The sequence below is a fragment of the Chitinophaga sp. Hz27 genome (assembly GCF_042263525.1).
Taxonomy (GTDB): Bacteria; Bacteroidota; Bacteroidia; order Chitinophagales; family Chitinophagaceae; genus Chitinophaga.
In genome coordinates this window covers 644,976-666,943 of record NZ_JBHKFJ010000003.1, presented here as the reverse complement: position 1 = coordinate 666,943, position 21,968 = coordinate 644,976, and the positions used below count along the sequence as shown (strand labels likewise).

Genomic DNA, 21,968 nt, shown 5'->3' with positions numbered 1-21,968 from the left:
TGACTTTTTGATTTTATCAGAAAATAAATCTGTTAGTTAAAAATATATCTTACCCCAAACTGCCCTTGCCAACGTGAAATTGTTCCCGTATTATCTCTGTAAGAATTCGTTACAGGAATTTCATTCTTCGCATCCAGGTAAGGGAAAGAGAACGCAGGCGCGGCTGTAGTTTGACCTGTTGCAGGATCACGATACAATCCTTCGTATTTCAGGAAAGAACTAACATTCGAAATCTTATAGGTACCCCATCTCCTATTCAGGAAATTACCAAGGTTGATAATGTCGAATGTTAGACGGATGGTATGCTTGGTTTTATCTTTACCAGTGAATACAAAAATATCCTGTGTGATATTCAGATCCGCACGTTTAAAGAATGGTAATATCACGCCGTTACGCTCTGCATATTCTCCTCTGTGGCTGCTCAGATAATTATCCTGTTTAATGAAGTTATCCAACTGATTCCAGATAACAGCAGTGCTGCGTTTATCAGCATTGGTTCCCGGATTATATCCGGCATCTCCATAACCCACCGGTACCAGTTTAATCTGGCTGGCATTAGCAGGAATATAAATCAAATCATTATTACCATTAGAACCATCATTATTCAAGTCTCCATTGTAAGTATAACTTACTACACCATTAGGAGCCGCCTCGAATACCATACCGAAGGATGTTGCAAAATGCTTCGCCCAGGTGAAACGATAAGATGCTGTCGCAATCACGCGATGCGGCAGATAGAAATTTGAATATCCTAATGCATCCGCGTTTGGATCTCCACTCACTGCACGATCACGCCAGTTACTCTGTGCAATAGTTCCGCCATCATTTACACTACGTGCCTTACTATAAGTATAGGCTGCACTCAAAGATAGATGCTGTGTATTTTTCTGTAATTGTAAAGTGATAAAATAGCTGTACCCTTTATTGGTATTTTTCATCAAAATTGCATCGCTGATATTTGGATTACTCAGCGAGTTTTTACCAGGGCCATAAATTTGTGAAGAAGCATAACGTGTGCGGTGATCTGGCGTACTATCCAATACCAGACCAGTTGCTGGCAGATTCACGTTCTGGAAGTATACTGCGTTGATATCTTTAGAATAGTTTGCTTCCAATGTTGCATCGATGCCAAGTGGGAGTCGTCTGTCTATAGCCAAAGTTGCTTTTAATACCTGTGGATATTTAAAGTTTTTATCAATCGCGGCTACGTTATACGCAGTGGATAACTGCCCAGGGCCCGGACGATATTTGTCTGCGTTAGGATCAAACGGATAAGGAATAGTGGTAGTAGCAGTAGCTGCATAAGTGAATGAGCCAAACTGCACGCCATTATTACCCGCCTGATTACTCAACCATACTGCTGGTGGCGGTCCTGCGAATAAGCCAATTCCGCCACGGATCTGCGTTTGGTTGTCGTGGGTGACATCCCAGTTGAAACCCACACGTGGACTCAGCAACGGCGTTGTTTTAGGACGCTGACCTACATCCAGCTTTACACCATCTCTGAATGTAAGTGTGGTCAAAGAATCATTCCTCGTAAATGTATTGCCAACTACGGGAACGTCTACACGAAGACCGTATGTGAGTGTGAAATATTTACTGGTACTCCATTTATCCTGTACAAACAAGCCTAATTCCAGTGTGTTGATTTTTGCAAATGGGAAAGAACCATCTGGTGTACTGGAGTAAGAGAGTGAATAACGCGCAGTAGTAAGAGCACCGGTTTTAGCGCTAGCGTAGAAGTCTGTCAAATTGTTGTAACGATAGTTACCCACATAGTTTGGTGCAAAACCGTTTACAAAGGTTTTATAATAGTTCTGTGTACCAATAGTAATCTCGTGCGCGCCGCGATAGAGATTGAAGATGTCAGACAACTGAAACACGTTTGTGTTCAGCTTATTGTTATAGGTGAATGGCTCATAACCAAATGCGGTATAACTCGCGCCCTGACCATTTAGGATATCTACTAACGGGAACTGGCCTCCGGAAAGTGACGCCCTGAAATCGCGCATAGCGCTGAAGCCTGCTTGTAATTTATTAGAAGCATTATTGCCGATACGCGTATTCAATTCCGCAATGAAGATGTTAAAATTATTATTGATTCTATAACCACTTCCGCTGAAAGGTAAGCCGGTAATGCTTGGCTGGCGGTTGTTTCCAGGTGCTCCACTGTTACTGGCAGGAATATCTTTGTAAGATTTCAAGTAGTTATATTTAAACGTAAATGTATTACGCTCATTGACGTTCCAGTCTAGTTTAATGGTAACTTTATCACTATAGGTTTTGTAAGTATAACCCTGGTAACTACCTGGATCATAGTTATATTTATCTATCAAGAATTTCCGCAGTGCGTCCAGCGTATCCGCTACAGCCTGTGAAACGTTACCACCGGCTACCTGGCCTGGTTTATTAGCCACCAGACTGGTTGCAGGGGCGTCGATACGTTCAGACTCTGCACTTACGAAGAAGAATAATTTATTCCGAACAATGGCACCTCCTACGTTAAATCCACGTAGGTTATAGTTAAATGTTGGCTTGGGAACGGTTGCTGTACCAACTTTCAGACCTTGTAATCCCGGAGTTTGTATGTAAGTATATACGGTGCCTTTAAAATCATTGGTACCGCTTTTGGTAATACTGTTGATGCCGGCGCCGGAGAAACCACCCTGGCGTACATCGAAAGGAGAAACATTCACCTGGATTTGTTCCAGGGCTTCCAGACTGATAGGCTGTGAACTTGTTTGTGAACCCAGTGTTGGCTGTAATCCAAAGGCATTATTGAAGTTGGCGCCATCAACCGTAATGTTGTTGAGCTGATTACTTCTTCCGCCAATATTCAATCCATTGGCTGATGGTGTAAGCCTGGTGAAATCCTGCATAGAACGACTGATAGTAGGCAGGCGATCCATCTGTGCACGGGTAATTATTTCCTGGCTACCAGTACGACTTTTATTAAATACTTTGTTCTGTGCGCCCGCAGCCTTTACTACCACCTCATTTAAGGCGCTGGTGGCCGCTTGCAGACTGATATCCATTTTATAATCCTGGCCAAGGGATAAGAAAATGTTATCTTTCTTTTCTTCCTTAAAACCTACATACGTAACTGTTACTGCATATGGGCCGCCTACACGAAGATTGGGTAAGTTGAAACGGCCATCCTTGCGGGATACAGCTGTATACTTAGTGCCTGTTGGCTGATGTATCGCCACAATACTTGCTCCCGGAACAGGGTCTTTCACACTGCTGATCATTCCGGAAATATCAGCGGTAGTTTCTTGGGCGTAAAGTAAACGAGGAAATATGAGCACGCAACATAGCATACTCCAAAGAATACGGGAAAACTTGGGATTCATTTAATTCAGATTTTGGCTAAAGGTCTATAAGCTATGTTAAGCGATAGATATATAAAAATTATGAAATCATTAACATTTCCCTTATGCGTCTTTAACCAAAACCTGTAGCTATTACTAAGAGATAACTCGCTCCATACCAGTGCTTCTGGAGCCTTTTACCAAAATATATGTGTTGGTGAAATGTTGTTGAGCCAGCCAATCTTTAGCTTCCAAAGCATCATTCAGAAAAATGTAGGGATGGTTCACTTTTTTGAAGTCGCCGCCCACCAAAACAACTGCGTCCCAATGATGACGTTCCAATGTTTCTACCAGCGCTTTATGTTCTTTCACGCTATCTTCTCCTAGCTCCATCATAGCACCCAGCAGTAATACTTTCTTAGGAGCATCAAGGCCTGCAAAGTTTTCCAGTGCTGCTTTCATGCTGGAAGGATTTGCATTGTAAGCATCCATGATGATGGTATTGCTTTCTTGCTTAATAACCTGTGAGCGGTTGTTGGATGGAACGTACGCAGATATTGCAGGTGCTATTTTCTCCTGGGGCACTTTAAAGTGACTGGCAACTGCTACTGCGGCCATTACATTCGGGAAATTGTAGGCGCCTACCAGTTGGGTCTGGATAAGTCCAACTTTGCTATCTCCAGTAATCTCAACTTCCAGGAATGCTTTGTCAGCAATGGGATTGCCGGTATAATCTGCCTGTTTGCGGCCATAGGTCACGATATGCGGGATGCCTTTGCTCATCTCTTCCAGATAATCGTACTCGTTACATAAGAACACGGTGCCATTATGTTCACGTAGATAATCATAGAGTTCTCCTTTTGCTTTTTTAACACCTTCTACACCGCCAAAGCCTTCCAGGTGAGCCTTTCCTATGTTGGTGATGATACCGTGCGTAGGCAAAGCTATCTTGCAATAGGCCTCAATTTCGTGCTGGTGGTTCGCTCCCATTTCTATCACGGCAATTTCCACATCTTCCTTAATACTCAGGATAGTAAGCGGAACACCAATGTGATTGTTGAGATTACCTACAGTAGCATAAGTTTTATAATTGGAAGATAAGGCGGCGTTCACCAGTTCTTTGGTAGTGGTTTTACCATTGGTTCCGGTTATAGCCAGGAAAGGAATGCCCAGTTGTTTACGATGCTTCAATGCCAATTGCTGTAAGGCTTCCAGGGCATCATTAACCAGCATCATCTTATCAGGGATGGTAAAATATTTTTCTTCATCTACCACCGCAAATGCTGCTCCTGCCTCAATGGCTTTGGCTGCAAATTCGTTTCCATTGAAATTAGCGCCTTTCAAAGAGAAATAAATATCGCCGGCTTTTAATTTACGGGTGTCTGTTTGGATAGACGGAGATTGGAGATAGATGTTATAGAGTTGATCAATATTCACAGTCAATGGTGTTTGATACAAAGATAATTTTTTCTACCAGAGACACAAGTTATGCAGATGACCAGGTTTTGTTGGTTTTAATGGAGCTGCCTGCGGCTAAATCTTTAGCACCCTCTAAGAAATAAAACCTGCTACCTTTGTAATACAAAATCAACTGTCATGAAACGCTTCCTGATGCTGGCCCTGTGTATGGCAATAAGTATAATCGGATATTCTCAGGATATAGTTACTGCCAAAGGGGCAACGATCTCTTTCTATTCTTCTGCACCACTGGAAGATATTGAAGCTAAGAGTACCCAGGCTGTATCTGCTATTAATCTCAAAACAAAAGCTATTAATTTTAAGGTACCGATCACCTCCTTTGAATTTGAAGAAAGCCTGATGCAGGAACATTTTAACTCCGATTACCTGGAAAGTAAGAAATACCCTTATTCAGAGTTTAATGGAAAAATTGTGGATAATGTGGACCTGACCAAAGATGGTACCTACAATGTAACGGTAACGGGCTCGCTGAATCTCCACGGCGTAAATAAGGACTATTCCGTTAAAGCTACCATTACCGTACAGGGAGGCGCCCTCAAAGGCAATGCTAAATTCAATGTCAGACTGGCTGACCACAACATCAAGATCCCTACTATTATTGTAAAGAATATCGCTGAAGTGGTAGCCGTAACCGTTAGTGGTAATTATATCTTACTGAGTAAATAGCTTTTCCACATGATTCAATATTTCGCCTTAGATTTACGTTAAGGAGAAAGAAACTGTGGAAAAAATAAAGGCAAGGATAAAAGTCGATTCCCGGCTGGCCGCAGTGGCTGCAAAAAGGATGAAGTCTGAGCGACTGGCAATGGTAGTAGGTACCACTATTCATTTACATGGTACCACCAGGGAAGAGTTCCTGTCAGATATCCACTGGGTGCGGCATGAAGCCTGCCACCTGCATCAATACAGAGAATATGGCACCTGGCGCTTCCTATATTGTTACGTTGTAGAATGGATCCGCAAGGGATATTATAATAACCATTTCGAAGCGGCTGCCAGAGCTGCTGAGCGAGACCCCGGTGTACTGCGGGACGTGGAAATTCTCTAAAAAATCGTTAAAGCGGGGGAATGCCTCGTATTTTTCCTTATTTTTACGTTAAAGGTTGTTTTATGGTAAAGAAGGTAACAGAAGGAATCACAATCAGCGTGGAAACATTCTACCAACCGGATTATTCAAATCCTATTGGCAGCGAATTTATGTTCGCCTACCGCATTACTATTGAAAACAACAACACATTTCCTATCAAGCTACTCCGCCGCCACTGGTACATCATCGATTCCAATGGTAACCACCGCGAAGTGGAAGGAGAAGGCGTTGTAGGGGTACAACCATTACTCGCTCCAGGCGAAACTTATCAATATGTCTCGGGATCGAATCTTCGCACCGAAATAGGCAAAATGTATGGCACCTACCAGATGGAGAACCAACTGGATAAAAAGCTGTTCGACGTGAAGATTCCGGAATTTCAGATGATTGTACCATTTAAGCTGAACTAGTCTTATTTAACTTTATAAAAAGAGACAGGTCCGGCCATATGGTCGGACCTGTCTCTTTTTATTGATATATCATCTTACTTCGGTCTGTATTTCGCCTCGTTAAAGATCTGCATCTGGTCTTTTATTTCCATCAGCTGCTGTAAGCTCAGCTCAGTATGCTTTTCCATATATTTCTTCACAATCTGCCAGCCTATAAAGTTACCGATCTTACCCGGTGAGCCTTCCGGCATACCCTGTGTTGCTGGTCCATCTCCCATAAAATGGCTGATTTCTTGCCAATCGGTATTATACAGTAGGTTATTTTGTATGAAGAACTGCCAGATCATCTGCTCGTTATCATAACACCATTTCAGTTGTGCATTCGTATATCCCAGCTTGATAGTATCAGGTGTAGTTGGTAATACTTTATCGAGGAAATACTGCTGACGGCCGGCATCGATCATCTGAGAAAGCAGGTGTCCACCTTCGCGGCCTGCCGGGTACATTTGCTGCTCCAGCACCTGCATACAGTTGGTAGTAATGTATTCAGGCGAAAAACGACGGATCATATAATCAGGTAAATCCTCGATCATATGGTATGGTGGAAAATCTTCTCCCATATACATATCCAGGCCAATGCCCAGGATGGTATCCAGGGTTATCGCGCCATAGTTGGCAATTCCAGATATGAAGGTGATAACTTTAGGCGTTTTAAAAGCAGGGAAATAGTATTTGGTAAATTTAAAGGCCTGCGCCAGCTCTTTTTTCTGTTGGTCTAAATTGCCGAACTTCTGTATTACAGCAGTTTGTAGCTGACGAAAGTCCTTGTTGGTCAGAAACAGGTGCAATTGTTGCAGGATCTGCTGACTACTATCGGAATAGGCGCCAAGGTTCATAATATCGGTCATATATACCGGCAGAAACATCGGATAGGCGGCATGCAGCTGCTGTAATCCTGGCTGAAGATGGTTGGTGTCCAGCGTAAATAACGCAGAATCAAACCTTTCCGGCCTAACGTTGACGGATATATTACTGACATCAGGAGGCTTGGGGCCCGACTTACAGGCCGCAAATGCCAGAAAAGCCAGCAATAGCCAGCTCAAACGGGAGTGTATATTAGTGTAACTTTGCATCGCTCTTAAAAACTGAATAAAGGGTAAATTTATTATTTACCTTGTACTTAAAAAAAGACAATATCCTTAATATGAAGCGGATTTTAATTCTAATGATGGTGTTGGGAGTAGTGAAAGGGACAATGGCACAGAACTATGGCAATTTTCAAAAAAGGGTAAGATTGGGATTTAATCTCGATCCTATGATCTCGATAATGAACCCTCAGGAGTCGGGCGTCTCGCGTACCGCTGCTAAAGGAGGACTGGGATTCGGTCTGATGGCGGATTTTAGCCTGAACCCTGAAGGCAATTATGCCATCGCTTCAGGTTTTAATGTAGTATTGGGCGGAAGTAAGCTGAAATATGATGCTGGTAAAGGATTAAGTGATTATAATGCGTTGCCTTCAGAATATAATTTCAAACTCACACATATTCAGATTCCGGTAGCACTGAAGCTTAAAACCAATGAAAATGAGACAGGGATGGCTTTCTGGGGCCAGTTTGGAACTTACTTCGCATTTCCGGTTAGTGCCAGAACGAATGTTACCACTGCCACCCAGTCTTACGATAAAGTGAATATTCTCTCCGATATAAACAGAATTAATATCGGTATGTTAATAGGTGCAGGCGTTGATTATCGTTTAGGCGATAACCTGACTGGTACTGTAGGTCTTATTTACCAGAATGGTTTTATTGACGTTACCCGTAATGCTAAATGGAACGATGGCAGGGTGAATTTAAATAGCTTTGCACTGCGATTAGGTGTTTATTTCTAAGCATCACTAATTTTTGAATTTATGAAGATTATACTGGCACAACAGAATTATCATATAGGAAATTTCGAACTGAATACTGCTAAAATCATTGAAGGTATTGCTGCTGCAAAAGCTCAGGGCGCAGATCTGGTGGTGTTTTCCGAACTCTGTGTTTGTGGATATCCTCCACGCGATTTCCTGGAATTCGATGATTTTATCCGCCAATGTTATGCAGCCATCGATACAATAAAGGTGCATGCTACTGATATAGGCGTGTTGGTTGGTTGTCCGGCGAGAAATGAACAGGCCCAGGGCAAGCATCTTTTCAATGCTGCCTGGTTCCTTCATGAAGGTGAAGTAAAACAGGTTATCCACAAAACGCTGTTACCTACCTACGATGTATTTGATGAGTACCGCTACTTTGAACCTTCTTTCGAATGGAACATTGTTCCTTTCAAGGGTAAGAAACTGGCAGTTACCATCTGTGAGGATATCTGGAACCTAGGTGAAAATCTCCTCTATCGCATCTGCCCAATGGATAAACTCATGGAGCAGCAGCCGGATGTGATGATCAACCTGAGTGCTTCTCCTTTTGATTATGATCACGACGAAGACAGGAAAGAGATTATTCGCGCTAACGTGTTGAAATATCGCCTGCCGATGTTCTATTGCAATACTGTGGGTTCTCAGACGGAAATCGTGTTTGATGGTGGTTCCCTGATATTTGATGCGCAAGGCAACATTGTAAAAGAGCTGCCTTACTTCGAAGAAGCTATGGGGGGCGCAGACCTGGACCCATTGCTGAGCAATGGCAAGCCAGTGGCGGATAAGCCGGTATTTACGCCGCTTACTGAATTGGTATTTGAGCATAACATCGACCGCATCTATGATGCATTGGTGCTGGGTATAAAAGATTATTTTAAAAAGATGGGTTTTACGAAGGCCATCCTCGGGTCTTCTGGCGGTATCGATAGCGCAGTGACGCTGGCTATCGCTTGTGAGGCGCTGGGTAAGGAAAATGTAAGGGCGGTGCTCATGCCATCACCTTATTCTACTGAGCATTCCGTGGATGATGCAGTAGCCTTGTCTAAAAATCTCGAAAACCCATACGATATCATTCGTATCAATAAAATTTATGAGACCTTCCTCGAAACCCTTGAACCTTATTTCCAGGGACTGCCTTTCAATGTGGCTGAGGAAAATACACAGTCTCGTATCAGGGGGAACCTGTTGATGGGCTTGTCCAATAAATTCGGTTATATCTTGTTGAATACCAGTAATAAGAGTGAGTTATCCACAGGGTATGGGACCTTATATGGAGATATGGCCGGAGGATTGTCTGTTTTGGGAGATGTTTATAAAATGCAGGTATATGCGTTGGCGAGATATATTAACAGGGAGAAAGAAATTATCCCGGTAAATATTATTGAGAAAGCGCCTTCGGCAGAACTGAGGCCAGGCCAGAAAGATTCTGACAGCCTGCCTGATTACGCTGTGCTGGACAAACTGCTGTATCAATACATCGAGCGCCGTCAAGGGCCACGTGAGATTGTTGCACAGGGCTTCGACTCGGCTTTGGTTTCGCGGACCTTAAAGATGGTCAACGCCAATGAATACAAACGAAATCAGTTCTGTCCTATTATCCGGGTATCTTCAAAAGCCTTTGGCGTGGGTCGCAGGGTGCCGATAGTAGGAAAATACCTCATATAGCTCATGAATGTTGGCCTGCTAGTGGGCTAACAGCCAAAAGCTTTTATATTTGCTCAAATTTTTAATCTGTAATAATGTTACAAGTACCGTTTATACGTCAAAATAAAGAGTTAGTGTTAGAAAGACTGGCTCTCAAGAATTTTAAGGAGATAAATCTGGTAGATGAAGTGATTGCGCTGGATGACAAGCGTAAAAAACTGACCCTGGAATATGATGAAACCCAAGCCCAGGTAAATAGTTTATCAAAAGAAATCGGTAAACTGATGGCTACCGGCAATAAAGAGGCTGGTGAAGAGATGCGTGCAAAAGTAAATGCCCTCAAAGAACGCCTGGCTCCTGTAAATGAAGAATTGAACGCTACTGAAAAAGAACTCATCGACACCCTGGTGAAACTGCCAAACCTGCCAGCAGCTCAGGTGCCAGCAGGTAAAACACCTGAAGATAACGTGGAAGTACGCCGTGGTGGCAATATCCCTGAATTACATGAAGGGGCTGTTCCTCACTGGGACCTCGCAAAAAAATATGACCTGATCGATTTTGAATTAGGTAATAAGATTACTGGTAGCGGATTCCCTGTTTATAAAAACAAGGGTGCTCGTCTGCAACGCGCTATGATCCAGTATTTCCTGGATTACAACATCAACGCTGGCTATACAGAATATGCCCCCCCTTACCTGGTAAATGAAGCCAGTGCCTTTGGTACCGGTCAGCTACCTGATAAAGAAGGTCAGATGTATCATGCCACAGCAGATAACTTCTACCTGATCCCTACTGCGGAAGTTCCTGTTACCAACATCTATCGCGATGAGATCCTGAAAGATACTGAGCTGCCAGTTCGCATGACAGCCTATACTCCGTGTTTCCGCCGTGAGGCCGGTTCTTATGGTAAAGATGTACGTGGACTCAACCGTGTTCACCAGTTCGATAAAGTAGAACTCGTACAGATCGTACATCCAGATAAATCTTTCGAGGCACTGGATGAAATGGTGGCACACGTAGAAAGCCTGTTGCAGTCTTTACAGCTGCCTTATCGTATCCTGCGTTTATGTGGTGGCGATATGAGCTTTACTTCTGCCATTACCTACGATTTTGAAGTATATAGCACTGCTCAGCAGAAATGGCTGGAAGTTAGCTCTGTGAGCAACTTCGAAAGCTACCAGGCCAACCGTATGAAGATCCGCTTCAAAGAAGCTAACGGTAAGCCTCAGCTGACGCATACGCTGAATGGAAGCTCTTTGGCATTACCACGTATTATGGCTTGTATCCTGGAAAATAACCAAACCGGCGAAGGCATCCATATTCCGGCTGTCTTACAAGCATATTTTGGTGCTGGAAAAATCCAGTGATGTAATATTTCATAAATATTAGTAACTTGAGTATGGTCAATTTAATCTGGTATTACTCAAACTTATTTTATGAAAACACTACTCCAGTTAACAGTCATCGCTGTAGTACTGTGGGGTTGTAGCAAAAGTTCAACTCCATCAGACAACGCAGCCAGGACAGACGCTGCTTTTGCAAAATATCCGGATTCTGACGGTAAAACCGTTTTCCGCCAAAATTGCAACAAGTGCCACGGGTATAGATTACCAGAAACCCGTACCGCAACACAATGGCCTGGTATTATTGATAAAATGGCCAGAAAAGCCAAATTAACCGATGATCAGAAAGCTGCTGTACTGGAATTTGTAAAGACAAATGCTAAAGCATCATAATCAACTTTTTTAGTAAGGTTTAAAACAATCAGCGACCGGAAACGGTCGCTTTTTTTATTTTCGTAATAGCAATACCATTATTTGCCATGCGACACTTTTTGCCCAATGGGGAAGAACTGGTAATACGTGAGGCCAAGCTGAGAGACGCCGCAAATCTGCTCTCTAACTACCAACGCATGACCACCGAAACAGATTACCTCTTGCTTACCCACCAGGAAGCATTGGAACTGGATGCTGAATCTGAAGAAGCATTTATTAAGGCACATATCGACAAACACCGGCAGCTATTGTTGGTGGCTACCGTCAATGACCGTATCATTGGCGCCGTCAATGTGGATAACACTGGCCACGATAAACGCCCGCACGTCGGGGAAATGGGTATTGGCGTAGCCAAAGCCTATCATAACATGGGTATAGGTCGCCGACTCATGACCGCTATGCTGCGATGGGCCGAGCAACATGAAGATATCTCGCTGCTATATTTACAGGTAGCCGCAGCCAATGAAAGAGCCATGCAGCTTTATCGCAACTTCGATTTTCATGAATGCGGACGCCTCCCTGATGGAATTCAGCTCCGCCCAGGTATTTTCAGCGATCTCGTGACAATGTACAGACGCGTGTAAGCTATTATTTCGATTCCTGATTTATTACCTTTAATCCTCAATCAGCATAAGATGAGATACGACAGGCAGACAAGACTGGAAGGATTTGGACCCGCTAAACAACAACTGCTGCAACAGGCCGCAGTATTGGTAATAGGCGCCGGAGGATTAGGCGTTCCCGTGCTGCAATACCTGACAGCCATGGGCGTAGGCCGCATCGGCATAGTGGAACATGATACCGTTTCCATCACCAACCTGCAAAGACAGGTACTCTATACTACCGCCGATCAAGGCAAACCCAAGATATCATTGGCAATCGCACGTTTGAAACAACTGAATCCGGAAATAACTTTCGATAGTTATGATACCTGGCTCACGACGGAAAATGCTTTGTCAATAGTTGCCAAATACGATGTAGTCGTGGATTGTACAGATAATTTCGGTACCCGCTATCTTATCAACGACGCCTGCGTTATCGCCGGTAAGCCTTTGGTATATGGCGCCATCTATAAATACGAAGGACAGGTAAGCGTATTCAATTATCAGGATGGAGCTACCTATCGCTGTATATTTCCCGAAGCACCAGCGCCGGGTGAAATGCTGAACTGTAGCGAGATTGGTGTGTTAGGCGTATTGCCAGGTATTATTGGTACCTATCAGGCGAATGAGGTAGTAAAAATCATTACCGGCATCGGTACACCATTAAAAAATCAATTGATGACGATTGATACGCTGCATAATACACAGCATATCTTCAATATAAAACCAGTGGAAGAAAACAAAAATATTAAAACTCTGCAATCGGATTATGCGCAGGATGTATGTGATATTACCGGCGTACAATCCTTATCTGTACAGCAGTTGGAAGAGTGGAGAAATGCAGGCAAAGAATTTTTATTGTTAGATGTTCGGGAAGAAGATGAGTGGGAGATTTGTCATATCGATAACTCATTGCTGATGCCCATGGGTACAGTGATACAATCTTTTCCGAGACTAACACTGAATGGTCCAGTGGCAGTGTTATGCCATCATGGAATGCGTAGTCGCGCAGTAGCGCAACGCCTGACAGAGATGGGTGTTAAAAATGTGTATAACGTGGAAGGCGGTATTCATGCCTGGGCCTGTGCAATAGATGATACTATGGCAACTTATTAATATTACTGCTGTGATCACAACACTTTGTTTACTATTCTTCCTGGTGGCCCTGATGTACTCTGCTGCCGGCTTTGGAGGCGGTTCCAGCTACCTTGCCATTTTAGCCTTATGGGGCGTGGATTTTCAGCTGATGAAATCAACAGCCCTGTTGTGCAACATTGCTGTGGTAGTGGGTGGTGTATATCATTTCTATAAGGAAGGACATCTTCCCATGAAAAAAGCATTGCAGATATCGTTGGTAAGTGTGCCCCTGGCCTTTCTGGGAAGCTGGCTGCCAATGAAACAGGCTACCTTTTTCCTCTTGTTAGGCATCGCCTTGACATTGGCGGCGGTGATGATGTGTCTGCGGTTATTTTTTGAGAGAAAGAAAGCTATAGAAGAAGTGAAACCTCACAACAACATCGTGTATGGAATTATTGGCGGCGCTATTGGATTATTGTCGGGCATGACAGGCATTGGTGGCGGCATATATCTGGCGCCGGTGCTGAAACTGGGGAAATATGATACCTCTAAAAACATAGCCGGCATCAGCAGCTTCTTCATCCTGGTAAACTCTATCTCTGGTATATTCGGGCAAATTGCGAAAAAGCAAGTTGTCTTTAATGTTGAATTCGTACTGCCGTTACTGTTATCCGTTATTATAGGCGGACAGATAGGCGCAAGACTAAGTGCTAAAGTACTGAAACCAAAATGGGTAGCGGCTGCCACAGCGGTGCTGATTTTATATGCAGGAGTAAGGATGTTAATTAAATAGAATAGTACGCTGCTACGGTTGGCTGTCCGGTATAGTTGGGGCCTATGGTGTCATCGGCGCCAATGTAATTATAACAAGCAGACAGGCTTCTAGGCCCTTCACAACGAATGATTTTCTGCCTGCCATCATATAATATTCCGTTGTCAGTGAATAACTTTTTTAGCGTGAGATGATTGCTATCTCCTTTTACTTTAATGTTATTCAGATCAAAATTAGCAAGGAATATACCTTCCGGGGTAAGGGCGTGTATGGCTTTAAATAATACTTTTAATCGATCTCCAATATAATGTAAGCCATGCACACAGGTGATCAGATCGAATTTACCTTCAATCTGATAAGTAACCAGCGGTGCGGTTTCAAATGTCAGGCAGCTGATGTTTGAAGAAACAGGAGAAAAATAATCCACCAAGTCAATACCTTTCAAAGCTATATTGGCTTGTGCATTTTTAGCTGCCTTGCCAGTTGCATACTGCAATAGTGCATTTCCTTCACCACAGCAGAGATCAAGCCAGCTGCAACTTTCATGCTTTTCCAAACAGCCATCCAGGTAAGTTGCAGGGTTTAAATTCAGTTCTTTTTCATAGCTGTTAACCCCAAAGGCTACACGCTTTCGGTTCATGCTATTATTGGCGACAACTGAAGACCAAATGAGTTCTTGCTCTGATAAAAGTTTCATGGAAGATCAAACGAAAAGTGGGAAAAATCTTTTTTATCTCACCCACCTATTATACTCATACTCTCTTTCTGGTCCTGAATAAAATACTTCTCTGCTTCGAACCCATCAATGAAACGAGCATTGATGGCCGCGTGCAGACCAGAACGTATGTTTCTGTCTTCAAAATCTTTAGACCGCATCAGGTCTCTGACATTGAGCATATGATTGCCATATAAACAGGTTTTTATACTACCGGTAGCGGATATACGTAAACGATTACAGGTGCCACAAAAAGTACGGCTATAGGCAGGGATAACGCCAATATTGCCATAATAACCGGGGATTTTGTAAGTCATGGCTGTGGTATTGGGGGCGTCGGTTAATTTTATCAGTTCATATTTCGATTTAACGGTATCGATTATACGTTGATAATGCCAGTTGATGCCAGAAAAACCATTGCCTTGCCCGTTGAAAGGCATTTCCTCTATATACCTCACAGATACAGGTTGCAGACAAGTCAGCTCTGCAAAATCATTGATCTCATCTGTATTTACATTTTCCATCACCACCATATTTATCTTCACCTGCATATCATGTGACAACATAATATTGAAGCATTCCTGTACATCCTTGAATTTATTGCGGCGGGTAATTTTTTCAAACTTGGCTGCATCAAGGGTATCCAGACTTAAATTGATATTATTGATGCCCAGGGAAATGAGATCGGGAATATATTTTTTTGTTAATACTCCATTGGTGGTGATAGCCACTTCTTCGATGCCATCAATACTTTTTAGTTTATCGATAAGGGAGATCAGGTTAGGGCGTAAAAATGGCTCTCCGCCGGTAATCCTGATTTTGGTAATACCATCGAAGCTGAGAATTTTTATCAGTCGAACAATTTCGTCGTCGGTAAGTAATTCTGATGCTTGCTCAAATTTCATATTGGCAGGCATACAGTAAGTGCAGCGTAGATTGCAGCGATCCGTAACAGAAAGCCGCACATAATTCACCACTCTTCCATGGGCATCCACAAGCATTGGCTAACAATTTTTGCTGGCCATCGGGTTATCAAATGACTCGCTGTCATCTTCTGCACGATCGGTCAGGCATTTAAAATCTTTTTCTACTAGAATTGCGAGATTGGAACCATCAGCATTAGGGATGTCGAGGCTGAAACCTACATCACCAGAGCTGATCCAAAGTTGTAACTGTGGAATAGGCAGCAGCAGGTGTACACCATCATGTTCCAGTTTTGCAGTTGGTGCAGGAATATCTTTACCCCTGATCACAAAATGCAGGGTACCTGTGCCTATATGTGTGATAGACTCCACTTTACCAACGGTTTCCAGCAGCTCCATATCGATTTTATCAAGGCGGTACCTGATGCTATTTGCTCTGAGTCTTATCTTCATAAAATATGATTTTACCTCGTACTAAAATTACTACTTTATCAGCGCGATATCGTAGTTTTAACCAATAATTTTAACGCATATGGGCCTTTTGCTGTTCGGTGTGACCAAAGATATTACAGGCGTTTCACAGATGGAGCTGCCTGCAGGTATTCATTCTGTTGGAGAGCTGAAACAGTGGCTGTTGCAGGATTATCCTGGAATATCGCGGCTCAACTCATTAATGATAGCGGTAAATAAAGAATATGCGGCTGATACACAAGTTATTAGCCCCTTAGATGAAATTGCAGTTATCCCACCTGTAAGTGGAGGCTGATCGCGGAAATTCTACAATAATGGATGTATTAATCAAAATAGAGACCGAAATTACGATCCAGGAAGCATTGGATTTTATTCATTCTCCCGCCTGTGGCGGAGAAGTAGTTTTTACAGGTAAAGTACGCAACGATACCAAAGGACGCGGGGTTACCAAACTCTTCTATGAAAGCTATAAGGAAATGGCCATAAAGGAAATGGACAAGATCGCGGCTGATGTAGAAAGCCAATGGCCTATACACAAAATAGCAATGCTACATGCTATTGGAGATAAGTATCCTGGCGATATCGCCGTAGTTGTTGCCGTTTCTTCTGTACACAGAGGCGTAGCCTTTGATGCCTGTGAATATGCGATTGATACCCTCAAAGCTAAAGTACCTATCTGGAAAAAAGAGTTCTTTGCTGACGGAGAAATTATCTGATCTTATTTAAAATAGTAGATTTTTCTGCTGGCGTATTTGCATTAAACTGCTCATCAGACCAGGGATTTTCCAATATTTTTATATCTGTTGATAACAATGTTTTGCGTGGACATTGCTGTAAACCTGCCAGTACATTGGTTTTCAATTGTGCGAGGGCTGCAGGTTCCCAGATGGCAATCAGTGGTTCCGGTAGATTGTTGAATGGGCTTATGAAGCTGGTAGCGGCTTTGCTACTATCTCTGGATGATATCAGCAATTCCAGGCTATGCGCTGTCAATAATGGAAGATCGCAGGCTACTACGAGCCAGGCGGTTTCCGGTTGCTGTGCATAGGCACTCAATAAACCTGCTGAGGGACCACCAGCATCCACTGCATCCGGAATGACATGTGGATAACTGCTGAAACCCGTGATGGTATTGAGCTGGTCTGGCCGACAGGATATATATACCTCCGGTAATTGTGTTGATAGTAACTGCACCATGTATTGCCACTGTGGCATGCCATAGTAATTGATATTGCTTTTGTCTTCCTGCATGCGGGTGCTGTAGCCGCCGCAAAGCAACAGGCCTTTCAAGGGCGCTTTATCTGCTGAAATCATTTTTTCCCCCTGTTTTACTAATCAATTTTGTTTCCCGGATGATCATATCATGTGTAAACGCTTTACACATATCATATATAGTAAGAGCCGCCACAGAAGCGCCGGTGAGGGCTTCCATCTCAACGCCTGTTTTGCCGGTAGTTTTCACCATACAGCGGATCACCGCTTCCTCGCCTTCCAGGTTGATTTTAACATCGCAGCCATCTAAAAGTAAGGTGTGGCAAAGCGGGATTAGCTCCGGGGTTTTCTTGGCTGCCATGATACCAGCAATGATGGCGGTCTGAAATACGCCACCCTTGTGCGTGATGATATCGTCTCCCTGAAATTGTTCTCTTACAATTGCCGGTAGAAATACCCTGCTCTCCGCAACGGCTACACGGGAGGTAAGATTTTTTTCACTCACGTCAACCATTGCTGGCTGCCCGGATTCATTCAGATGTGTAAAACCGGTGTTTGATTGATTGGCCATAAAAGCATAAATTTAGAGCACTACTCCATCCACAAAAATAATACAAATGATGCTGACTGTCACTGAAGCCTATAATGCTGTACTGGAAACAGTACGCGATACCGGAACGGAAATGGTGCCGTTTGAAAAGGCTACAGGCCGCATTCTCAGAGAACCAGTGCTGGCCGATAGGCCCTTCCCTCCTTTTGATAGGGTGATGATGGACGGAATCGCCATCAGCTACGATTCTTATGCTCGTGGTCAGCGTGTATTCGTGGTGGAAGATATACAAGCTGCCGGTGCTCCTCAGCTACAGCTCTCGAATACCGCTAACTGCCTGGAAGTAATGACCGGCGCAGTGCTGCCGGATCTTACAGATACCATCGTACAATATGAACATCTGGAAGGTACTGAGCATGAAGGATTTAAGAGATTTATTATTAAGCATCCCGTAAAAAAAGGACAACATATACACAAGGCTGGTAGTGATGTCAGACAAGATGCAGTGTTGATGGACAGCGGCGTTCTGCTGGGCCCCGCAGAAGCAGGTGTACTGGCAACAGTAGGTAAAACCACCGTGATGGTGAGTCTGCGTCCGAGAGTAGTGGTAATTGCCACCGGGAATGAGCTGGTACCTGTAGATGCCACGCCTTTACCACATCAGCTACGCATGTCTAACGTATACAGTCTCAGTGCTTCCCTGGAGCAAATGGGCATCACTGCAACGGTAGTACACCTCGAGGACAACCCTACTACCATGGCAGAACAACTGAAACCTTTGATAGCACATACTGATGTATGGATTAGCTCTGGTGCTGTTTCCGCTGGTAAATTTGATTATCTGCCGGAAGTCTTGCAGCAACTTGGGATGCAGCAGGTTTTTCATAAAGTGCAGCAACGTCCGGGAAAACCTTTTCTATTCGGTACTTTCCATGAAGGGCCGGTGGTATTTGCTTTGCCGGGAAACCCGGTTTCTGGCTTTATGTGTTTTTACCGCTACGTACAGCCATGGCTGTTAGCCGCCATGGGATGTGTGCCTGCTACTCCGTCATATGCTGTATTGTCATCCAAAGTAATTTTTGAGCCCAATCTGGAGTATTATCTTCCTGTTAAATTGCATGCCCAGCCACATGGTAAGATAATGGCAGTACCACAACCCTATCAAGGCTCAGGAGACCTTGCCAGCTTGCTTTTGGCCGATGCGTTCATGGCGCTGCCCCAAGGAGAATCTGTATTCAAAAAAGGAGATTCCTATCCAATCTGGAAATTCCGTTAAACCCGGAATCTTATTTGCTGTCATAGATGAAATAATCAAAAACCTATGGCCTTACTCTCTCCGCAAATACAAATGCAACACCTGGCCTGGCGTGCAGGCTTTGGAGAGCCGTTAACTGTTATCAACGACTGGTCAGATAAACGTCTCAAAGTTGTTGTAAATCAAATACTCATCGGTAGAAGAAACAGGACTCCTGACGTAAACGTAATGAGCGATGCTGATATGCCCGATTTTCAGAAATTGAAAGGCATGACTCCTGAAGAGAAGAAAGCGGTCCAACAAAAAAATGTTCAGGGAATCAAAGACTTAAACCTCTCCTGGATGAAGGAGATGACCAACACAGAACATCCCCTGCGCGAGAAAATGAGCCTTTTCTGGCATGGACACTTCGCCTGCCGTACTCAAAATGTATTATACAATCAGCAACTGTTAGGCGTTATACGCGAAAATGCGTTGGGAAATTTCGGCGATCTTTTATCAGAGGTCTCCAAATCTCCAGCCATGTTGCAGTTTTTAAATAATCAACAAAACAAAAAACAGCATCCAAACGAGAATTTTGCGCGGGAAGTAATGGAGCTGTTTACCCTGGGCCGTGGCAACTATACGGAAACAGATGTTAAAGAAGCTGCAAGAGCCTTTACAGGATGGAGTTTTGATGATAATGGCGAATTCAAGTTCAGAGATAAACTTCATGACGACGGAGAAAAACGTATCCTGGGAAAACAAGGGAATTATAATGGTGATGATGTCCTGAAAATCTTGCTGGACCAACGTCAATGTGCAAAATTTATCACTACAAAAATCTATCGTTTTTTTGTAGATGATAACCCTGATGATGAAAAAATTAATCAGCTGGCAGAGAAGTTTTACCACTCTGGATATGATATCAAATCATTGATGCGGGAGATATTTATGTCTGATTGGTTTTATGATCCAAAATATGTGGGTAACAGAATTAAATCGCCGGTAGAGTTGCTTGTAGGCATTCGCCGCACGGTGCCAATGACTTTTGATGAAGAGGCTACGATGCTTGTTTTTCAGCGTATACTCGGACAGGTATTATTTTATCCACCAAACGTAGCAGGGTGGCCGGGAGGAAGAAACTGGATCGATAGTTCCAGCCTGATGTTCAGGTTACGTGTGCCACAGATAATATTTTACTCCCAGGCATTAAATATACAGCCAAAAGAAATTACACCGGAAATGGGAGATGGTGGAAATTATAAGATGACATTACAGATTAATGATTTCCTTAAAAAACAATATGCTAAAAAGATTAATGCACATATAGATTGGGATCCTTACATCAAAGGTTTTGAACAGGTGCCGAGAGAAGCGCTGGCAGAAAGTATTGCTGGTTCTTTACTGGTGAAGCCTGGTAATGCTAATAAGCAGCTGTTAGAGAAATATGCAGATATGTCTAACAGAGACGCCTATATTAAAACGGTTTCTATCGATGTGATGAGTATGCCTGAATATCAGTTGTGCTAATCTGTTCTTCATCTCCCAAAAAAAATATTATGCATATAATAAACCGCAGACGATTTCTACAAGTAGGTTCACTGGCTTCAGCAGCGATGATGATGCCCAAATTCCTGAAGGCATTGGAACGTGGTGAGCTAGTACCTCCTGGCAATAAAGTATTGGTGATTGTGCAGCTTTCTGGTGGAAATGATGGCTTGAATACAATCATTCCTTATCGCAATGATATTTATTACAGATCACGTCCAGCATTAGGTATAAAAAGAACTGATGCTTTATCGCTCACAGATAATCTGGGGATACATCCCGCGTTAAAGGGTTTCAAATCGTTATACGACGATGGCGCCCTGGGAGTTCTGAATAATGTGGGCTATCCCAACCCTGACCGTTCGCACTTCCGTTCAATGGATATCTGGCATACGGCCAGTCAGTCTAATGAAATCTGGTCTGATGGCTGGATAGGGCGTTACCTGGACGCGCAATGCAAGGGTTGTGATAAGCCTACGCAAGCTCTTGAAATCGATGATACACTGAGTCTTGCCCTGAAAGGTGATAGCGCTAAAGGCTTGGCACTAACAGATCCTACCCGTTTATTTGGTACCAGCAACAATCCTTTCTTCAAGGATCTGTTGAAACAGGGGAATCATGATGATGAACATCATAATGTGGATTATCTGTATAAAACAATGGGTGAAACGATATCTTCTGCATCCTATATCCAGCAACAGTTTAAGACTTATCAGTCAAAAGAAAATTATCCGAATACAGAGCTGGGCAAGAAAATGCGCACGATCGCTAATTTGATCATGTCAGATATCAACACTAAAGTGTATTACGTTTCTCATGGAAGTTTTGATACGCATGTCAACCAGCAGCAGCAACAGGAAAAACTGTTTGAGCAGCTAAGCGATGCAGTGACTGTTTTCACCAATGACCTGAAAAAGAATAATCGTTTCCAGGATGTAGTAGTGATGACGTTTTCGGAGTTTGGTCGTAGAGTAAGCCAGAATGCAAGTGGTGGTACAGACCATGGCACCGCTAATAACATGTTCCTGATTGGCGGTGGTTTGCAGGAAAAGGGTGTATTAAACGATGGCCCAGATTTAATGAATCTGGTAGACGGAGATTTACGATATAATGTAGATTTCAAGAGTGTGTATGCAACCCTGTTAGCCAAGTGGTTAGGGGCGGATGATAAAGCAATTTTAAAGGCAGATTATCAGCATTTGAATTTTGTGTAGATGAACTTTCATAAAAAGAAGAAACCCGGCCATTGGACCGGGTTTCTTCT

At 43.3% G+C, this 21,968-nt stretch carries 23 protein-coding genes; 15 read left to right on the top strand and 8 right to left on the bottom strand.

Features of this window, described 5'->3' with window-relative positions; genetic code table 11:
* Positions 1-32: 32 nt before the first annotated feature.
* Both ACE38W_RS09560 and murF read right to left on the bottom strand, forming a co-directional pair.
* A complete protein-coding gene (locus ACE38W_RS09560; RefSeq protein WP_375830384.1) occupies positions 33-3,353 on the bottom strand; it encodes a carboxypeptidase regulatory-like domain-containing protein in 3,321 nt (1,106 codons plus the stop codon).
* Positions 3,354-3,467: 114 nt separating this feature from the next.
* Positions 3,468-4,748, bottom strand: coding sequence for a UDP-N-acetylmuramoyl-tripeptide--D-alanyl-D-alanine ligase (murF, locus tag ACE38W_RS09555; RefSeq protein ID WP_375830383.1), 1,281 nt, complete (start codon positions 4,746-4,748; stop codon positions 3,468-3,470).
* Positions 4,749-4,907: 159 nt separating this feature from the next.
* Here murF and ACE38W_RS09550 point away from each other — a divergent pair, with 159 nt between their 5' ends.
* The 3 genes from ACE38W_RS09550 to apaG all read left to right on the top strand — a co-directional run bounded on the left by ACE38W_RS09550 (position 4,908) and on the right by apaG (position 6,287).
* Positions 4,908-5,456 carry a YceI family protein gene (locus tag ACE38W_RS09550; RefSeq protein ID WP_375830382.1) on the top strand — a complete coding sequence of 183 codons (549 nt, stop codon included), beginning with the start codon at positions 4,908-4,910 and terminating at the stop codon, positions 5,454-5,456.
* Between the two features lie 55 nt (positions 5,457-5,511).
* On the top strand, positions 5,512-5,838 hold the full coding sequence (locus ACE38W_RS09545) for a DUF4157 domain-containing protein (RefSeq protein WP_375830381.1): 327 nt from the start codon (positions 5,512-5,514) through the stop codon (positions 5,836-5,838).
* 62 nt (positions 5,839-5,900) lie between these two features.
* The gene (gene apaG, locus ACE38W_RS09540) at positions 5,901-6,287 is read left to right on the top strand and encodes a Co2+/Mg2+ efflux protein ApaG (RefSeq protein WP_167015005.1); all 387 of its coding nucleotides are present in this window, start codon (positions 5,901-5,903) and stop codon (positions 6,285-6,287) included.
* Positions 6,288-6,361: 74 nt separating this feature from the next.
* Here the strand turns inward: apaG and ACE38W_RS09535 are convergent, their stop codons facing one another.
* Entirely contained in the window at positions 6,362-7,399 is a 1,038-nt protein-coding gene (locus tag ACE38W_RS09535; protein ID WP_375830380.1) for a hypothetical protein, read from the bottom strand.
* Positions 7,400-7,470: 71 nt separating this feature from the next.
* Here ACE38W_RS09535 and ACE38W_RS09530 point away from each other — a divergent pair, with 71 nt between their 5' ends.
* The 7 genes from ACE38W_RS09530 to ACE38W_RS09500 all read left to right on the top strand — a co-directional run bounded on the left by ACE38W_RS09530 (position 7,471) and on the right by ACE38W_RS09500 (position 14,069).
* Positions 7,471-8,154, top strand: coding sequence for a porin family protein (locus ACE38W_RS09530; protein ID WP_375830378.1), 684 nt, complete (start codon positions 7,471-7,473; stop codon positions 8,152-8,154).
* Positions 8,155-8,175: 21 nt separating this feature from the next.
* Positions 8,176-9,843 carry an NAD+ synthase gene (locus ACE38W_RS09525; protein WP_375830377.1) on the top strand — a complete coding sequence of 556 codons (1,668 nt, stop codon included), beginning with the start codon at positions 8,176-8,178 and terminating at the stop codon, positions 9,841-9,843.
* Positions 9,844-9,917: 74 nt separating this feature from the next.
* A complete protein-coding gene (gene serS, locus ACE38W_RS09520; protein WP_375830375.1) occupies positions 9,918-11,189 on the top strand; it encodes a serine--tRNA ligase in 1,272 nt (423 codons plus the stop codon).
* A gap of 69 nt (positions 11,190-11,258) precedes the next feature.
* Positions 11,259-11,558, top strand: coding sequence for a c-type cytochrome (locus ACE38W_RS09515; protein WP_375830373.1), 300 nt, complete (start codon positions 11,259-11,261; stop codon positions 11,556-11,558).
* Between the two features lie 86 nt (positions 11,559-11,644).
* Positions 11,645-12,181 (top strand): GNAT family N-acetyltransferase, encoded by a 537-nt coding sequence (locus ACE38W_RS09510; RefSeq protein ID WP_375830372.1) that lies wholly within the window; start codon positions 11,645-11,647, stop codon positions 12,179-12,181.
* Positions 12,182-12,232: 51 nt separating this feature from the next.
* The gene (locus ACE38W_RS09505; protein WP_375830370.1) at positions 12,233-13,315 is read left to right on the top strand and encodes a ThiF family adenylyltransferase; all 1,083 of its coding nucleotides are present in this window, start codon (positions 12,233-12,235) and stop codon (positions 13,313-13,315) included.
* Positions 13,316-13,325: 10 nt separating this feature from the next.
* Entirely contained in the window at positions 13,326-14,069 is a 744-nt protein-coding gene (locus tag ACE38W_RS09500; protein WP_375830368.1) for a sulfite exporter TauE/SafE family protein, read from the top strand.
* Here the strand turns inward: ACE38W_RS09500 and ACE38W_RS09495 are convergent.
* From ACE38W_RS09495 to ACE38W_RS09485, 3 genes are read right to left on the bottom strand one after another with little or no spacing between them, the layout of a single operon-like run.
* Positions 14,062-14,745: a class I SAM-dependent methyltransferase gene (locus ACE38W_RS09495; RefSeq protein ID WP_375830367.1), complete on the bottom strand. Its 684-nt coding sequence runs from the start codon at positions 14,743-14,745 to the stop codon at positions 14,062-14,064. The genes ACE38W_RS09500 and ACE38W_RS09495 overlap by 8 nt on opposite strands.
* Positions 14,746-14,783: 38 nt before the next feature.
* Positions 14,784-15,764 carry a GTP 3',8-cyclase MoaA gene (gene moaA / locus ACE38W_RS09490; RefSeq protein ID WP_375830366.1) on the bottom strand — a complete coding sequence of 327 codons (981 nt, stop codon included), beginning with the start codon at positions 15,762-15,764 and terminating at the stop codon, positions 14,784-14,786.
* Between the two features lie 3 nt (positions 15,765-15,767).
* Positions 15,768-16,139: a DUF7009 family protein gene (locus tag ACE38W_RS09485; protein ID WP_375830364.1), complete on the bottom strand. Its 372-nt coding sequence runs from the start codon at positions 16,137-16,139 to the stop codon at positions 15,768-15,770.
* Positions 16,140-16,218: 79 nt separating this feature from the next.
* Between ACE38W_RS09485 and moaD the strand changes: the two genes are divergently transcribed.
* Both moaD and ACE38W_RS09475 read left to right on the top strand, forming a co-directional pair.
* Positions 16,219-16,452: a molybdopterin converting factor subunit 1 gene (gene moaD, locus ACE38W_RS09480; RefSeq protein WP_375830362.1), complete on the top strand. Its 234-nt coding sequence runs from the start codon at positions 16,219-16,221 to the stop codon at positions 16,450-16,452.
* Positions 16,453-16,471: 19 nt separating this feature from the next.
* On the top strand, positions 16,472-16,873 hold the full coding sequence (locus ACE38W_RS09475; protein WP_375830360.1) for a molybdenum cofactor biosynthesis protein MoaE: 402 nt from the start codon (positions 16,472-16,474) through the stop codon (positions 16,871-16,873).
* Here the strand turns inward: ACE38W_RS09475 and ACE38W_RS09470 are convergent.
* Both ACE38W_RS09470 and moaC read right to left on the bottom strand, forming a co-directional pair.
* Positions 16,866-17,471: an NTP transferase domain-containing protein gene (locus ACE38W_RS09470; RefSeq protein ID WP_375830358.1), complete on the bottom strand. Its 606-nt coding sequence runs from the start codon at positions 17,469-17,471 to the stop codon at positions 16,866-16,868. The genes ACE38W_RS09475 and ACE38W_RS09470 overlap by 8 nt on opposite strands.
* A complete protein-coding gene (gene moaC, locus ACE38W_RS09465; RefSeq protein ID WP_375830356.1) occupies positions 17,455-17,940 on the bottom strand; it encodes a cyclic pyranopterin monophosphate synthase MoaC in 486 nt (161 codons plus the stop codon). Before moaC ends, ACE38W_RS09470 begins: the two co-directional genes overlap by 17 nt.
* Positions 17,941-17,986: 46 nt before the next feature.
* Here moaC and ACE38W_RS09460 point away from each other — a divergent pair, with 46 nt between their 5' ends.
* The 3 genes from ACE38W_RS09460 to ACE38W_RS09450 are packed head-to-tail and all read left to right on the top strand — an operon-like array spanning position 17,987 to position 21,918.
* Entirely contained in the window at positions 17,987-19,195 is a 1,209-nt protein-coding gene (locus tag ACE38W_RS09460; RefSeq protein WP_375830354.1) for a molybdopterin molybdotransferase MoeA, read from the top strand.
* Positions 19,196-19,240: 45 nt separating this feature from the next.
* Positions 19,241-20,686 carry a DUF1800 family protein gene (locus ACE38W_RS09455; protein WP_375830353.1) on the top strand — a complete coding sequence of 482 codons (1,446 nt, stop codon included), beginning with the start codon at positions 19,241-19,243 and terminating at the stop codon, positions 20,684-20,686.
* A gap of 29 nt (positions 20,687-20,715) precedes the next feature.
* Positions 20,716-21,918: a DUF1501 domain-containing protein gene (locus tag ACE38W_RS09450; protein WP_375830351.1), complete on the top strand. Its 1,203-nt coding sequence runs from the start codon at positions 20,716-20,718 to the stop codon at positions 21,916-21,918.
* Positions 21,919-21,968: the final 50 nt, after the last annotated feature.

Bases quoted from the DNA above. Each gene is read 5' to 3' on its own strand.
- moaD (WP_375830362.1), top strand. From the start codon at position 16,219: ATGGGCCTTTTGCTGTTCGGTGTGACCAAAGATATTACAGGCGTTTCA.
- serS (WP_375830375.1), top strand. From the start codon at position 9,918: ATGTTACAAGTACCGTTTATACGTCAAAATAAAGAGTTAGTGTTAGAA.
- ACE38W_RS09560 (WP_375830384.1), bottom strand. From the start codon at position 3,353: ATGAATCCCAAGTTTTCCCGTATTCTTTGGAGTATGCTATGTTGCGTG.
- ACE38W_RS09460 (WP_375830354.1), top strand. From the start codon at position 17,987: ATGATGCTGACTGTCACTGAAGCCTATAATGCTGTACTGGAAACAGTA.
- ACE38W_RS09470 (WP_375830358.1), bottom strand. From the start codon at position 17,471: ATGATTTCAGCAGATAAAGCGCCCTTGAAAGGCCTGTTGCTTTGCGGC.
- ACE38W_RS09510 (WP_375830372.1), top strand. From the start codon at position 11,645: ATGCGACACTTTTTGCCCAATGGGGAAGAACTGGTAATACGTGAGGCC.
- moaC (WP_375830356.1), bottom strand. From the start codon at position 17,940: ATGGCCAATCAATCAAACACCGGTTTTACACATCTGAATGAATCCGGG.
- ACE38W_RS09550 (WP_375830382.1), top strand. From the start codon at position 4,908: ATGAAACGCTTCCTGATGCTGGCCCTGTGTATGGCAATAAGTATAATC.
- ACE38W_RS09525 (WP_375830377.1), top strand. From the start codon at position 8,176: ATGAAGATTATACTGGCACAACAGAATTATCATATAGGAAATTTCGAA.
- apaG (WP_167015005.1), top strand. From the start codon at position 5,901: ATGGTAAAGAAGGTAACAGAAGGAATCACAATCAGCGTGGAAACATTC.
- ACE38W_RS09450 (WP_375830351.1), top strand. From the start codon at position 20,716: ATGCATATAATAAACCGCAGACGATTTCTACAAGTAGGTTCACTGGCT.
- moaA (WP_375830366.1), bottom strand. From the start codon at position 15,764: ATGCTTGTGGATGCCCATGGAAGAGTGGTGAATTATGTGCGGCTTTCT.
- ACE38W_RS09505 (WP_375830370.1), top strand. From the start codon at position 12,233: ATGAGATACGACAGGCAGACAAGACTGGAAGGATTTGGACCCGCTAAA.
- ACE38W_RS09515 (WP_375830373.1), top strand. From the start codon at position 11,259: ATGAAAACACTACTCCAGTTAACAGTCATCGCTGTAGTACTGTGGGGT.
- ACE38W_RS09475 (WP_375830360.1), top strand. From the start codon at position 16,472: ATGGATGTATTAATCAAAATAGAGACCGAAATTACGATCCAGGAAGCA.
- ACE38W_RS09530 (WP_375830378.1), top strand. From the start codon at position 7,471: ATGAAGCGGATTTTAATTCTAATGATGGTGTTGGGAGTAGTGAAAGGG.
- ACE38W_RS09455 (WP_375830353.1), top strand. From the start codon at position 19,241: ATGGCCTTACTCTCTCCGCAAATACAAATGCAACACCTGGCCTGGCGT.
- ACE38W_RS09485 (WP_375830364.1), bottom strand. From the start codon at position 16,139: ATGAAGATAAGACTCAGAGCAAATAGCATCAGGTACCGCCTTGATAAA.
- ACE38W_RS09495 (WP_375830367.1), bottom strand. From the start codon at position 14,745: ATGAAACTTTTATCAGAGCAAGAACTCATTTGGTCTTCAGTTGTCGCC.
- ACE38W_RS09535 (WP_375830380.1), bottom strand. From the start codon at position 7,399: ATGCAAAGTTACACTAATATACACTCCCGTTTGAGCTGGCTATTGCTG.